This is a genomic window from Vibrio sp. LB10LO1, assembly GCF_010092875.1.
Classification (GTDB): Bacteria; Pseudomonadota; Gammaproteobacteria; order Enterobacterales; family Vibrionaceae; genus Vibrio; species Vibrio campbellii.
In genome coordinates, this window is the sequence record NZ_JAADJW010000010.1 from 118,398 (window position 1) to 131,483 (window position 13,086).

Consider the following 13,086-nt stretch of genomic DNA (forward strand, 5'->3'; position numbering starts at 1 on the left):
GCTCATGCTTCACCCTCTTCTGTTGTTTCTTCTTGGGCTTGGTCGTCTTGATCTTCTTCAGACAATAGGCTGCCTTGGCTTGGTTCTTTGGTGTGCACTACCGCTTCACCATCACGGATCAGGCGTAGCTGCGCTTCACGCATATCATCGCCAACACGTACATCGGCACCAAAACGGAATACCGCTTCACTGATGCTGAATTTACCGGTTTCACCGATGTTGATGATCATGCCTAGGCGGCGCAGACGACGAAGTGACGTACGTACTTTTTCAAACAGCTTTTCTTTATCAAGGTCAGAACCAGTCGCACGGTTCGTCACTAGCTTCATCAGCTTGTTTTCATCTGCTAGTGCAAGCAGTTCGTCGTACAGCTCTTGGTTAGTGAAGATACCCTCGTGCGCAAGACGCTCTGGGCTTAGGTAAAGGAAACACAATACCTTACCCACCAGCATGTCCAGTTCAGAAAGCACACTACGGCCAATCAGAGACGTTGAACGTGGACGAAGGTAGAAGAAACCTTCTGGCGCTTTCACCAATTCGGTGTTGTAGCGTTGGTAGAAAGAAGAAAGCTCAAGTTCGAAATCCGACAACAACGCGTGGTTGTCTAGATCTCCACTTGAGATATGACGCCCTGCTCGAAGCATGCTGTCTAGCGCTGGGAACAGAGGGTTAGAAATTGCTTTTGCCAGATTCTCTGACATGTATTCATTAGTATCGGTCGATGACATTCGCTTGTACCTTTGCCCCAAATTCGTTGATTGCTTTCCAGTCTGGCTGAACAGCTTGGTAGTCGGATTCTGAATAACCCAGACGTACCGCCTGATCAACGACAATGCGAGCTAAATCAAAGTGATGAGTGTATGGGTGTTGTGCAAGGTAATCTCGCAGTACCACGCTCAAGTCGATTGGTGTGCCTTGATCTTTATGCGCTTTCAGCATGTCACCAATTCGCTCCGCCAACTCATCATTGACTTGTTGAAACTCTTCGTATTCCACTTCCATCGGAACTTGACCTGTTACCTCATCATCACGCAGTACTAGGGCTTCATCACGAAGGTCAGAAAGCCTTTCCGCATCTGCATAAGTCAGATACCAAGGCGAATCAAAGTAGTCTTTCACGGACTGGCGCAGACGCGAGCTAAACGCACGGTTCTTATCCATATCGATCGCGGTACGGATAAACTTGTGCACGTGTCGGTCGTAACCAATCCAAAGGTCGATCGCTTGCTGGCCCCAGCTTGTGATTCGGTCCAGTTTCATCTGCAGACCAAACAAGGCTTCTTCGATAAACTCAAGCTCAGGATCGCCGTAAACAATTTCTTGAATATCTAGGATCTGAGTTTGCAGTTCATCACTGGCAGCTTGCAGCGTATCTTGAAGTTCACGCAATGTGCTGGATGTTTCTGACAGAAGCGCTTCACAGTTGTTGATCGCTTCACGCCAGTCTTTGTTAAGCAGGTCAGCAATCTGTTGTTTCACAGATTGTTGTTGCTCATCCATCACACGTTGGTTGAGATCAATTTGATCGAAGATTTCGCCTACAGAATATTTCAAAATCCCGTAAACGTTTTTCTTCCAGTGGCCCGGAGTGCCACCCTTTTGTGCCGCTTCAATCGCTTTCGCCATTTCATCCGCTACCATGGATAGCTGGATAGAAAGACGCAGTTTCGAGAACTCACGATGGCGCACGTAGTAGTCGGTTATCCCTATCGCTAATGGCGACAAGCGGTAAATGCTCGCTCCGTCAGTAATTTCACTGACAAAACGGCTAATGAGGCGCTGCTTTACCATCTCGTTGATGGCATTATTCGCACGGAAAGCCGAAGCTTCACCCGTCTCATCAAAAAGTCGAGTGACGATGGCAAATGCGTCGTGCAATTCACCTTCACCCAATTCTTCATCGAACCTTTCATTACTTAGTACTGCGATAGCAATCAAAAATGCCAGTCGCTCAGTGGTCAGGTTCAACGAGAAATCGTGCTGCTTTACCCAGCCAACCAACTCATCGATTGGTTGCTCTGCAGCATTGAGAGTCATCTCACTCATCGTTATTCCTGTTTATCGTTCTTCTTAGCCCACACATGAATATAGCGGCCTAATGAGAGGTATGGCTCTTGTCGACAAAGTTGTTTTTCTAGCGCCAACACATCTTCAAACTCGTAATCGCCCATGTATTCCATATTGCCTATGTAATCACTGAATGAACGAATACCAGATTTTCCACAAATACTAAAACCAGAATCTTCTATCCATTGATAGACCTCTTCGGGTTTTAGGCCTTTTTGTGGCTGTAGTTTAAATCTTTTTCGGTGAGGCATGCCGTCTAAAACATGAGGAATGTTGCCACAAACCACATTTTTATAGACTAAGCCGTGGTGGTTATAGAACATAACCGAAGCGATGCCCCCCGGCTTGACCTGTTCCAAAACGGTTTCGAGTGCGGTTTTCGGGTCTACCAACCACTCCATGACAGCATGGAACATGACAAGGTCCACCTGCGCTTCCATGTGATCACCAATGGATTGGACAGGCGAATGAATCAGGCGATACTGCTCAAGCAAACCGTTTTTTTCAATATCCTGTTTCGCTAGTTGCAGCATTTCCGAAGATAGATCACATAAAGCAACATGATGTCCGAGCTTAGCAAGCTTTTGCGACATTTGTGCTAAACCACCACCAGCATCAAGGACTTGTAGAGCTTGATGGTCGGCGCCTAATTCACTTAGAATCTGTAGAAAATCTTCCCACACAATGATTTGACGGATCTCCCCTTTATCGGAGCCGTAAATATTTTTTGCAAATTTGTGGGCGATATCGTCGAAATTGCGGTCTTCTGTCACTTCTGCTGGGTTATCATATCGGATTGTGCCGCTATTCTGTCACAAGGAAAGCAGGAATAAAGAGGGTCAACCTCATTTTTATAATCAATTGATGTTTTTTCGGACTATTTTCGTATGTTTGAGCTGAAAAAAGTAATGTCTGCCTTGCTTATGCCACTTCCGGCATTGTTAATAATAGGCTTGTTAGGTCTTGCTCTCATTAGTTTTACCACAAAACGTAAAACTGGCTGCTTTGTTGTTCTATTCTCTTTCGTCGGCATTTTTCTTGTTGCCTTCCAACCTGTTTCAACCAAGCTGTTAATGCCTCTTGAGCGCGAGTACAAAGCGTTTTTACCTGTTTCTGGTACCGTTGACTATGTCATGGTGCTTGGTAACGGACATGTGGTGGACAATGAGATCCCACCCACTTCTCAATTAAGTCGCACAGCACTAATGCGACTCACCGAAGGCATTCGTATTTTGCGTATGTACCCAGGTGCAAAACTCATTCTGTCTGGCTACGCAGGCGGCTCTGAAATAAGCCATGCTCGTATGATGGCGAACGTTGCGCTTTCTCTTGGTGTGGCCAAATCCGATATCATTTTGTTGGAAGACGCCAAAGACACCTGGGAAGAAGCACGCCAAGCGGCAGCCTTCGTAAAACAAAAAGATATTGTGTTAGTGACTTCTGCTAGCCACATGAAACGTGCTTTGTATGAGTTCAACGCTGCGGGTATTAAACCAATCCCAGCACCAACGAACTTTATGGCGATTGATGGCATCGAGCAGCCATGGCAGAAATACGCACCAAAAGCACGCTACCTAGAGCATACCGAACTCTACTGGCATGAATACCTTGGTGGGTTGTGGCAAAAGCTGCGCGACAACGTCGGTCAAACACCAATGGTTGAAATGGAAGACCCTGAAATATTGCAGCCATAGAAACAGCGTTTAATCGCTAGCAAGCATCTTACGCTAGATTGCGCTACAAAAATGACAGACACAAAAAAGGAGAGCCAATGCTCTCCTTTTTCTTTACTGCAATGATTTTAGTCACCAGCGAACATGTAGCCTTCACCGTGAACCGTCACAAAGATTTGTGGGTTCTTAGGATCAAACTCCATCTTAGCTCGCATGCGGCGAATCAAAACGTCGATAGTACGATCGTTTGGCGCATCCACTCGGTGGCTAATCATATTCAAAATACGCTCACGGCTAAGTACCTGATTTGGGTACGAAGACAGTGCAACTAACAGCTCATATTCTGCTTTCGTTAGTTTCACTGGCTCACCATTACGGCTTAGAGCACGACGTTGAATATCAAACGTCCACTCACCGAAGCGCACAATGTGTTCTTCATTAGTGTCGCTGGCTGCTTTTTGAGAACCGTTGCGAGCCGCAGAGATGCGCCACAGCAAGTTCTTAACGCGAACCAGTAATTCCCTTAGTTCAAAAGGCTTTGTCACATAATCGTCTGCGCCCATTTCTAGGCCAACGATTTTGTCAATGCTATCCGTGCGTCCTGTCACTAATATGATGCCGATATCTGATTGGCTGCGTAATTCACGCGTAAGCATCAGGCCGTCTTCGCCGGGCAAGTTAATATCCAGCATAATTAAATCTACATCGCCACCTTGCAGCACTTCACGCATCTCTGCGCCACTTTCTGCTTCACTGACTTTGTAGCCTTCGTTTTGGAAATAGCCCGCAAGCTTACTACGAGTTACAACATCATCTTCTACGACTAATACGTGATAGCTCATTTACACCACTTTCTGTCTTTTTTATTATCCAAGACGTATTCTATTCATAACTAGTAACATTTCTAGTCGTAGAACCATTAAAATGCAAGATTTTGCGATTTTATTGATTCAAAGCAAGCTTATTTACGGCCATACATAACTACGAATATTTTCCCACAAAGCATAACAATTATAGTTACTGCTATTCATCTTAATTGTTTACACTTAAGGGAGAATCATTCAGGAGCAAAAAAATGCAAGAAGTGAAAGCTTTTAACGAAAAACGCGCCGAGATCTATTGGTGGTTTTCTAGCCTGTTCGCAAAAGAGCTGACAGAAAACGAATTGGAAACCTACCACAGTGTTGAAATTCGAAGCTTTTTAGCCGGCCTTGGTGAAAATGAATCACTGAAACCAGCCGTTGATACCCTTGTTGATGCACTCAACCGCCTACAAGATCGTGAAGACGCTCAGCTAGAATTAGCTGCAGACTTCTGCGAACTTTTCCTTAAAACAGAAAAACACGGCGCACTGCCTTACGCCTCTATGTACATCGGTAAATCTGGACTGCTAAATGATAAACCAGCAGAAGAGATGGAAAAGCTGATGGCTGATTTTGGCGTGCAGGTAGACGAAAACCTTAAAGAACCAGCAGACCACTTAGCGGTAGAGCTGGATTTCTTAGGCAACATGATCATTCGCTCAAACGAACTAGAGCAAGAAAAGCATATGGAAGAAGCGTTCGAGAAACAGAACGAATTCATCCAGCAGCACCTTATGACTTGGTTGCCTCAGTTTGCTGCTAAATGTAAGCAATTCGATGAATTTGGCTTCTATGTTAGCGTTGCGCAACTATTAATTGCATTCTGTAAACTGGACAGCACCTACCTTCTTGGTGAATAATTGCCGCCTATTTTAGGGAGCCTGCTATTTAGGCTCCCTATTTTATTCGTTTATTTTTAATCTGGCTCATAGAAACCCAACAAATTTAGCCGTTAAAATGTGACCTCAAAGGCACAAAACAACCGCTGAAAATATTGCCAGCCTGCCCACATCAGTCTAAAATGTGAGCGCAAACGATTAAATATGATTTATATGTAAACCGCTGAAATATAGCGGTTTTTGTGTTTTCTTAACATGATTGCTGACCTATTTCTCATTTATGTAAGACAGGAATAGGCGTTTCAGCAACAAATGTTGCTACAAACCTTTTTATACCGATTTCGGAACAACCGCTGCCAAATATCTCAGCAATGCCCTTTCTGCAGTTGCTCGGTTTGCGCAAGACCCTAAGCGTATGGTTGTCTTCACTACGGTATTCAGTAGCTCGATACAGGACATCATTTATGGCCACTATTAAAGACGTTGCTCGCTTAGCCGGCGTTTCTACCACAACAGTTTCGCACGTAATTAACAAAACTCGCTTTGTTGCAGAGACCACTCAAGAAAAAGTAATGAAAGCAGTGGATGAGCTCAATTACGCGCCAAGTGCTGTTGCTCGTAGTTTGAAATGCAACTCCACTCGCACTATCGGTATGTTAGTTACTCAATCAACTAACCTATTCTTCTCTGAAGTGATTGATGGTGTTGAAAGCTACTGTTACCGTCAAGGTTACACACTGATCTTATGTAACACTGGTGGTATCTACGAGAAACAACGTGACTACATCCGCATGCTTGCTGAGAAACGCGTAGACGGCATCCTAGTAATGTGTTCTGACCTTACGGAAGAGCTAAAAGAGATGCTTGATCGCCATTCAGACATTCCTAAAGTGGTAATGGACTGGGGCCCAGAAAGCTCACAAGCAGATAAGATCATTGATAACTCAGAAGAAGGCGGTTACATCGCGACGAAATACCTGATCGACAACGGTCATACTGACATCGCATGTTTGAGCGGCCACTTTGAAAAGGCGGCGTGCCAAGAGCGTATCGCAGGCTACCGTCGTGCAATGGCTGAAGCAAATCTTGCAGTAAACGAAGATTGGGTTCTTGAAGGTAACTTCGAGTGTGATACAGCAGTACTTGCTGCAGACAACATCACTGCAATGGAGAAACGCCCAACTGCTGTATTCTGCTTTAACGACACAATGGCGTTAGGTTTGATGAGCCGTCTACAACAAAACGGCATCAAAGTACCAGATGACATCTCCGTTATCGGCTACGACAACATTGAGCTTGCTGAGTACTTCTCACCGCCACTAACGACGATCCACCAACCGAAACGTCGTGTGGGTAAAAACGCGTTTGAAATTCTACTAGAGCGCATCAAAGATAAAGAGCACGAAAAGCGTGTGTTTGAGATGCAGCCAGAGATCGTAGTTCGCAATACAGTTAAGAAATTGAACTAATTTCACCTCATTTTTTATAAAGCGCTCTTCGGGGCGCTTTTTTATTGCGTAAAATAACTTTTTTGAAACATTCGACATCGCTTATACAATCAAAAGCTAAGATAAGTTGCTGTTTTAACTCACTTGTAGCCCATTTCCTACATCAAGCTTTAGTATGACAAGTAGACAGCCCAAAATATGAAACTAAACACATCAAAATAGCACTATTAACTGAACCAAGATCACACTTTGATGTTTGAAACGTGATGTTAATTCAATATACGAAGTATTCTCAAATGGTCACGCACAGGGCAAACCATTCGAAAGGGTGGGACGCAAAGCCTCCGGCCTGAACCATCGAATTAGATGGAAGGTAGCGGGGTTACCGATGGCAAATATGCATTAAGTGAGTTTACCCTTTAATGACATTGTGTCTGCATGCATTTGCTAATCTCTCGGACCTGATTTTTGGTGGCGTAATATTAATTACACCGAGATAACACACCATGGATAAACCGATACTCAAAGACTCAATGAAGCTGTTTGAGGCACTTGGTAATATCAAGTCGCGCTCAATGTTTGGCGGCTTCGGGCTCTTCGCTGATGAAACGATGTTTGCGCTAGTCGTAAACAACCAACTTCACATTCGAGCTGACCGACAAACATCTTCTGACTTCGAGACTCAAGGACTAAAACCGTACGTCTACAAGAAACGTGGTTTCCCAGTTGTTACGAAATACTATGCGATTTCTGATGATCTATGGGATTCAACCGATCGCTTGATTGAAGTTGCAAAGCAATCTCTAGAGACCGCTAAGCAAGAGAAAAAGCAACAAGCGAGCACCAAACCTAACCGATTGAAAGACCTTCCGAATCTTCGCCTAGCAACTGAACGTATGTTGAAGAAAGCAGGCATTGACTCTGTCGAGCAGCTAGAAGAAGAAGGTGCCTTAAACGCTTACAAAGCAATCCAAGATACGCATGCCTCAACGGTAAGCCTTGAGTTGTTGTGGGCACTAGAAGGCGCAATCAACGGTACACATTGGAGCGTCGTACCTCAGTCTCGCCGAGAAGAATTGATGAGTGCTCTCCCGTAGCGCGTTCATATCAGTATGACATTGAGTAAAAGCCGCAGTTTTCACGCTGCGGTTTTTTTTTGAAATTTTTTCTTATTCCATTCTGTCTTATTATTTAAGAAGCCAAACGGAGCAATTGATATGAATAAGAAACTGATTTTAGGACTGATCCTAGTCGCGACCATCCTCTTTTTAGGTGTAAATTTTGGCCAATACCTAACCCTAGAAAATGCAAAAGCACAACAAGAGGCGTTAAATAGCTTTATTGACCAAAACTTCATATACGCCGCCGCGACCTATTTCTTTGCTTATATCGCCATTACTGCGTTTTCGATTCCAGGCGCAGCTGTCGTTACCCTGCTCGGTGCTGCCTTGTTTGGTTTTTGGACTAGCTTATTGTTGGTTTCTTTTGCCAGCACCATCGGCGCTACGATTGCTTTCTTGAGTAGCCGTTACCTATTGAGAGAATGGGTACAAAGCAAGTTTGGGAGTAAACTGAGTGCGATTAACCAAGGCGTTGAAAAAGACGGTGCCTTTTACCTGTTTTCTCTGCGCTTGATTCCTGTTTTTCCGTTTTTCCTTATCAACTTATTGATGGGGTTAACGCCGATGACCATTGCGCGTTTTTACTTAACCAGCCAAATCGGTATGCTACCAGGCACTGCCGTGTACTTAAACGCTGGTACTCAGCTCGCCACCATTGATAGCCTATCAGGTATTGTGTCGCCGACCGTATTAGCGTCATTTGCGTTACTTGGTTTGTTCCCAATCATCGCAAAATGGGTTATGAATAAAGTTCGCCCTGCTCAAGTACAAAACGGAAACGCTTAATGAAAATATACGTCGCCAAGAATCCTGCTGAAGCTCATATCGTTTGCGAGCTTCTAAAAACCGAACAGATAGCTTGTGAAGTAAGAGGCGAGGGAATGTTTGGCTTGAAAGGCGAACTGCCATTTGGTGATGATACAGACCCGTATGTTTGGCTTTTACATCCAGAGCAAGAGTTGAAAGCGTCAGCCATTGTTGAAGATTATCGACAACAAGCGGACCGAACTTATCAAGATTGGCAATGCCCACAATGTTCAGAACAAAATGAAGGTCAGTTTGGGGCATGTTGGCAATGTGGATATCAAATAGGGGAGCCATAATGGCTCCCCTACTCTTTGGGTCTGACTGAGAGCTCTATTAAGCCGCTAGACTTTGCTGCTTAATGAACTCGATAGAATGCTGGTTAAAGTCGTCTGGTCTTTCCACATTGCACACGTGTCCACAATCAGGAATTTCGCGCAAGACGCTGAGCTTGTGTACCGCAACCATCTCTTTGACAGGTTTAATGAACATATAATCTCTATCCCCCATCAAGTATAGGGTTGGGATTGGAAGCTCACGATCTTTAAAATATCGCATCAACGGGTTCACATCCGCAGCCAAAATAAACCAACGTTTGAATTCTTTCTGGCACAGCTTCTTTGCTTCGCGAATAAATAAATGTCGCGATTCACGTTGGTTCTTCTGTGGCATCACAATGTAAGCAAATAACTTATACAGCCACATGTATGGCAGGATGTGCTTACCGAGGTTGCCAAGTCTCACTAGGATTTGAGAGCGTGTATTCAAACGCGTCACCGCCCCGCCAAGAACCATAGAGCGTACGCGTTCTGAAGCCAGCTCGGCAAGGTTACGAACAATGATAGTCCCCAGAGACATACCGACAAAGTGCGCGGACTGAATCTTAAGGTGATCTAGGACTTTTAAAATATCTTGGGTGACTGCCGTAAAGGTATAACGGCTTGTCATCAACTCTTTAAGCAGTTGATTGGATTTTCCGTGCCCTCGAAGATCAATCAGCAATAAGTTGAAGTGCTGCTTATAAGCCTTGATCTGTTTAAACCATATCGAAGAACTGCCACCAGCACCATGAACGAAAACGACCCACTCTTTACTAGTAGGGTGTAAATAGGTTTTGTGGAATAAAAGTGGCTGAGTCATGTATCAGTATGAAAAACATTCTTTGTGAACAGGAATAAATAAATCCTAACACACTCTATTAGGACAAGAGTAATAAAGGCACCTAATTCGGTGCCTTTCGTTACACTTTCTAAAAATTTTGCGTCAATTTAACGCAGCTCTATACAATTGCAAATACTCTTCAGCCGCTTTGCGCCAACAAAAGTCTTTTTGCATAGCATGCAGTTGTACTCGCCTTACTTCGTTCACATTTTGTGCATACAGCAATAATGCTCGTAGCATGGTAAGCAATAATCCTTGTGGCGTCGGCTCATAAAAAACGAAACCCGTTGCGTCTGTTGGATCAACGTCGTAGTCATTCACGCTATCTTTTAAGCCCCCTACCCCACGAACGATAGGCAAAGTGCCATAAGCCATGCTGTAGATTTGGTTCAAACCACAAGGTTCAAACTCAGAAGGCATTAAGAAGAAATCTGAACCGGCCTCAACCAAGTGTGCGAGCTCGTTGTCATAAGCTTCAACAAAAACAAACTTATCCGAAAACTGTGCGGCAACATCTCGTAACTGCGCAGCCAGAATAGGATCGCCAGTACCAACCACAACAAGCTGAACATCGTGTTTTAGAAAATCAGCCAATGCTGGCAACAGATAATGAACCCCTTTTTGCTGTGTCAGGCGGCACACCATACCAAACATGGCACAATCGGACGCTTCAAGACCCAGCTGTTCTTGCAGCGCCTTCTTACATGCGTTTTTACCACGAACCATACTTTGTCGATTCGCTTTGTAGTTTAGCGGTAAACTCGAATCGGTTTCTGGGTTCCAAGTGCCGTAATCGCAGCCATTAAGAATACCAACCAAATCTCCAGCACGTTGCTGAAATTCCCACGCCATACCATGGCTTCCCAGCTCAGTTTTAAGCTCTTCTGCATAAGTTGGACTGACCGCATTGATTTTATCTGCGTTCATCACCCCCGCTTTAAGCATGGTGATGTGCGTAGCGCTTACCGCTGCGCCTGGTACATTTCGGCTATGAAACTCAGGAAGACACTGAACATCGTCATAGCTAAATACCCCTTTGAACACCGCATTATGAATTGAAATAACACTGCGAGTATTAGCAAAGAAAGCGTCGTGGCCGTAACGATGTTTTAGCAGGAAGGGAACTAAGCCTGTGTGCCAGTCATTGGCATGAACAATATCGGGCTGGAAGCCAAGCTTTGGCAGCATGTCTAAGCAAGCCGCACTGAAAAACGCGAAACGCTCGCCGTTGTCGGTATAAGCCTGGTTATTTTCCGCATACATGGAAGGACGATTGAAATACGGAGGGCAATCAATCAAGTAAACTGGATTGTCGCCGAGCGTTAGCTTTAGGACACGGTAAACGGTATGAGGCCAACTCGTTAGCTCTGTCTCAAGAACGGTTTCCGCCTCTGATAACTGCTCAATGCCGGTATAGGCTGGTATAGAAATTCGTACATCTTGCTGAAGATTTTGAAGGGCTTCCGGCAGTGCCTTGGCTACATCAGCCAAGCCACCACTCTTGATCAGTCCTTCGACTTCAGACGCTACAAACAGAACAGACAAATTGTTAGTAGCCAACACGTGCTCCTTTTGGAATTACAACAATGCCATCATCTGACACATGGTAGTGTTTCTTATCTTCTTGTAGATTTACACCAATTTGCGTACCCGGTGCAATATCCGCATCTTTATCTACAATCACGCGGCGAAGTACACAACCTTCTCCAACTTTCACGTCACCAAGCAAAATACATTGGCTAATGTCACACGCAGAAGCGATGTTGCTGCGGAAGCCAAGTACCGATTTTTCGATACGAGAGCCACGCACGTAGCTGCCGTTACATACTAAGCTGTCGATGATCTGAACTCGACCATTGTCAGAGTCCGTAAATGTCGCAGGTGGCAATGGTGGGTAGTAAGTGTGCAGTGGCCATTTGCGGTTGTATAGCGAGAACGCTGCGTCTTTCTCAAGCAGGTCCATGTGAGCTTGCCAGTACGCGTCAATCGTACCTACATCGCGCCAGTAAACTTCTTCTTTCTCGCCAGTAATGCGGTTAGTACTGAAGTCGTAAACAAACACATCACCACGTGGGAACATCTTTGGAATGATGTCTTTACCAAAGTCGTGAGAAGAAGCTTCATTGTCGGCATCTTCAATCAGCTCAGCAAACAGCGTCTGAGCTTCAAATACGTAGTTCCCCATCGAAACCAGCGCATGTTCTGGGTCGCCAGGAATAGATTTCGGGTTTGCAGGTTTCTCTTCAAAACCGATCATACGACCTTCGTTATCGACTTCAATAACACCAAATTGAGAAGCTTCAGATAACGGCATTCTAAGCGCTGAAACCGTTAGTGACGCTTCTTTCTCTTGGTGGAAAGCCAACATCTGTTTGATGTCCATTTTATAAATATGGTCTGAGCCAAAGATACAAACTTGATCCGGTTCCGCCAATTCCATAAAACGTAGGTTTTGGTAAATAGCGTCCGCTGTACCTTCATACCAACGCTTACCCGTACGCATTTGCGCAGGAATTGGGTCGATAAAACGGTCGGTAATGCCGTTGATGTTCCAACCCTTTTTCAAGTGGTGGAAGAGAGATTGAGATTTGAATTGAGTAAGAACGTAAATGCGCATGAGATCCGCATTCACAAAGTTATTCAGAGCGAAATCAATAAGTCGGTAGCTCCCGCCAAAAGGGACCGAAGGTTTACTGCGGGATTCCGTTAAAGGTCTCAAGCGAGAGCCTTCACCGCCAGCAAGAATCATTCCCAAAACACCAGCCATTCGTTGTTCTCCATATATAGTTATAGCTTGGAACTGGTACTCGCTTGATATGAGCAGAACTCGGGGAGTCAAGCGAATACGTTAATACATTCGCACTGACAAGTTTCTTTGAACCCTCACAGCACGAACTAAAAAAGCTATTGCACATCCTCGTACGCCAGCACCTTAGTTATTCTTTATTTTTGGCGCTAAATAACAGCATACAGTTGCATTATTTGTGTAATAAGTTATCGGACTGGAACTAAATTACAATTTAAAATATGCCATTCCGTGTCATATACAGATGTTGCTTACTCAATACGGTATCTTGATCACACATCAGGGCGCAAACGATTACATTGTG

The 13,086-nt window shown here is 44.6% G+C and carries 13 protein-coding genes and 1 riboswitch; of the genes, 6 read left to right on the top strand and 7 right to left on the bottom strand.

The features are described from left to right. Positions 1 to 2: 2 nt before the first annotated feature. From mukE to cmoM, 3 genes are read right to left on the bottom strand one after another with little or no spacing between them, the layout of a single operon-like run. Positions 3 to 728 (bottom strand): chromosome partition protein MukE, encoded by a 726-nt coding sequence (gene mukE / locus GXP65_RS09610; protein WP_162092669.1) that lies wholly within the window; start codon positions 726 to 728, stop codon positions 3 to 5. Further along, a complete protein-coding gene (gene mukF, locus GXP65_RS09615; RefSeq protein WP_162092670.1) occupies positions 709 to 2,046 on the bottom strand; it encodes a chromosome partition protein MukF in 1,338 nt (445 codons plus the stop codon). Before mukF ends, mukE begins: the two co-directional genes overlap by 20 nt. A gap of 2 nt (positions 2,047 to 2,048) precedes the next feature. Continuing rightward, on the bottom strand, positions 2,049 to 2,840 hold the full coding sequence (cmoM, locus tag GXP65_RS09620; RefSeq protein WP_005532800.1) for a tRNA uridine 5-oxyacetic acid(34) methyltransferase CmoM: 792 nt from the start codon (positions 2,838 to 2,840) through the stop codon (positions 2,049 to 2,051). Positions 2,841 to 2,954: 114 nt separating this feature from the next. Between cmoM and elyC the strand changes: the two genes are divergently transcribed. Continuing rightward, the gene (elyC, locus tag GXP65_RS09625) at positions 2,955 to 3,761 is read left to right on the top strand and encodes an envelope biogenesis factor ElyC (RefSeq protein WP_162092671.1); all 807 of its coding nucleotides are present in this window, start codon (positions 2,955 to 2,957) and stop codon (positions 3,759 to 3,761) included. A 107-nt stretch (positions 3,762 to 3,868) separates the two neighbouring features. Here the strand turns inward: elyC and torR are convergent, their stop codons facing one another. Next, positions 3,869 to 4,582, bottom strand: a complete 714-nt coding sequence (gene torR, locus GXP65_RS09630) for a two-component system response regulator TorR (protein WP_005426192.1) — start codon at positions 4,580 to 4,582, stop codon at positions 3,869 to 3,871. A 233-nt stretch (positions 4,583 to 4,815) separates the two neighbouring features. Here torR and torD point away from each other — a divergent pair, with 233 nt between their 5' ends. The 5 genes from torD to GXP65_RS09655 all read left to right on the top strand — a co-directional run bounded on the left by torD (position 4,816) and on the right by GXP65_RS09655 (position 9,114). Next, positions 4,816 to 5,463, top strand: coding sequence for a molecular chaperone TorD (torD, locus tag GXP65_RS09635; RefSeq protein WP_005426309.1), 648 nt, complete (start codon positions 4,816 to 4,818; stop codon positions 5,461 to 5,463). A gap of 443 nt (positions 5,464 to 5,906) precedes the next feature. Continuing rightward, positions 5,907 to 6,911 (top strand): HTH-type transcriptional repressor PurR, encoded by a 1,005-nt coding sequence (purR, locus tag GXP65_RS09640; RefSeq protein WP_005426185.1) that lies wholly within the window; start codon positions 5,907 to 5,909, stop codon positions 6,909 to 6,911. A gap of 279 nt (positions 6,912 to 7,190) precedes the next feature. Beyond that, positions 7,191 to 7,280, top strand: a riboswitch (cyclic di-GMP riboswitch). A 116-nt stretch (positions 7,281 to 7,396) separates the two neighbouring features. Continuing rightward, positions 7,397 to 7,987: a TfoX/Sxy family DNA transformation protein gene (locus GXP65_RS09645; RefSeq protein WP_005426274.1), complete on the top strand. Its 591-nt coding sequence runs from the start codon at positions 7,397 to 7,399 to the stop codon at positions 7,985 to 7,987. 120 nt (positions 7,988 to 8,107) lie between these two features. Next, complete coding sequence (locus GXP65_RS09650) at positions 8,108 to 8,797, top strand: TVP38/TMEM64 family protein (RefSeq protein WP_005426239.1); 690 nt, start codon at positions 8,108 to 8,110, stop codon at positions 8,795 to 8,797. After that, the gene (locus GXP65_RS09655; protein WP_010645812.1) at positions 8,797 to 9,114 is read left to right on the top strand and encodes a DUF2007 domain-containing protein; all 318 of its coding nucleotides are present in this window, start codon (positions 8,797 to 8,799) and stop codon (positions 9,112 to 9,114) included. Before GXP65_RS09650 ends, GXP65_RS09655 begins: the two co-directional genes overlap by 1 nt. Before the next feature lie 37 nt (positions 9,115 to 9,151). On the opposite strand, the gene GXP65_RS09660 is transcribed toward GXP65_RS09655, so the two are convergent. The 3 genes from GXP65_RS09660 to glgC form a co-directional block, all read right to left on the bottom strand. Beyond that, positions 9,152 to 9,955 carry an alpha/beta hydrolase gene (locus GXP65_RS09660; RefSeq protein WP_038889183.1) on the bottom strand — a complete coding sequence of 268 codons (804 nt, stop codon included), beginning with the start codon at positions 9,953 to 9,955 and terminating at the stop codon, positions 9,152 to 9,154. A gap of 123 nt (positions 9,956 to 10,078) precedes the next feature. Beyond that, positions 10,079 to 11,536, bottom strand: a complete 1,458-nt coding sequence (gene glgA / locus GXP65_RS09665) for a glycogen synthase GlgA (protein ID WP_162092672.1) — start codon at positions 11,534 to 11,536, stop codon at positions 10,079 to 10,081. Further along, the gene (glgC, locus tag GXP65_RS09670; protein WP_005426320.1) at positions 11,526 to 12,743 is read right to left on the bottom strand and encodes a glucose-1-phosphate adenylyltransferase; all 1,218 of its coding nucleotides are present in this window, start codon (positions 12,741 to 12,743) and stop codon (positions 11,526 to 11,528) included. Before glgC ends, glgA begins: the two co-directional genes overlap by 11 nt. Positions 12,744 to 13,086: the final 343 nt, after the last annotated feature.

Bases quoted from the DNA above. Each gene is read 5' to 3' on its own strand.
- elyC (WP_162092671.1), top strand. From the start codon at position 2,955: ATGTTTGAGCTGAAAAAAGTAATGTCTGCCTTGCTTATGCCACTTCCG.
- mukF (WP_162092670.1), bottom strand. From the start codon at position 2,046: ATGAGTGAGATGACTCTCAATGCTGCAGAGCAACCAATCGATGAGTTG.
- GXP65_RS09650 (WP_005426239.1), top strand. From the start codon at position 8,108: ATGAATAAGAAACTGATTTTAGGACTGATCCTAGTCGCGACCATCCTC.
- torR (WP_005426192.1), bottom strand. From the start codon at position 4,582: ATGAGCTATCACGTATTAGTCGTAGAAGATGATGTTGTAACTCGTAGT.
- GXP65_RS09655 (WP_010645812.1), top strand. From the start codon at position 8,797: ATGAAAATATACGTCGCCAAGAATCCTGCTGAAGCTCATATCGTTTGC.
- GXP65_RS09645 (WP_005426274.1), top strand. From the start codon at position 7,397: ATGGATAAACCGATACTCAAAGACTCAATGAAGCTGTTTGAGGCACTT.
- glgC (WP_005426320.1), bottom strand. From the start codon at position 12,743: ATGGCTGGTGTTTTGGGAATGATTCTTGCTGGCGGTGAAGGCTCTCGC.
- purR (WP_005426185.1), top strand. From the start codon at position 5,907: ATGGCCACTATTAAAGACGTTGCTCGCTTAGCCGGCGTTTCTACCACA.
- torD (WP_005426309.1), top strand. From the start codon at position 4,816: ATGCAAGAAGTGAAAGCTTTTAACGAAAAACGCGCCGAGATCTATTGG.
- GXP65_RS09660 (WP_038889183.1), bottom strand. From the start codon at position 9,955: ATGACTCAGCCACTTTTATTCCACAAAACCTATTTACACCCTACTAGT.
- mukE (WP_162092669.1), bottom strand. From the start codon at position 728: ATGTCATCGACCGATACTAATGAATACATGTCAGAGAATCTGGCAAAA.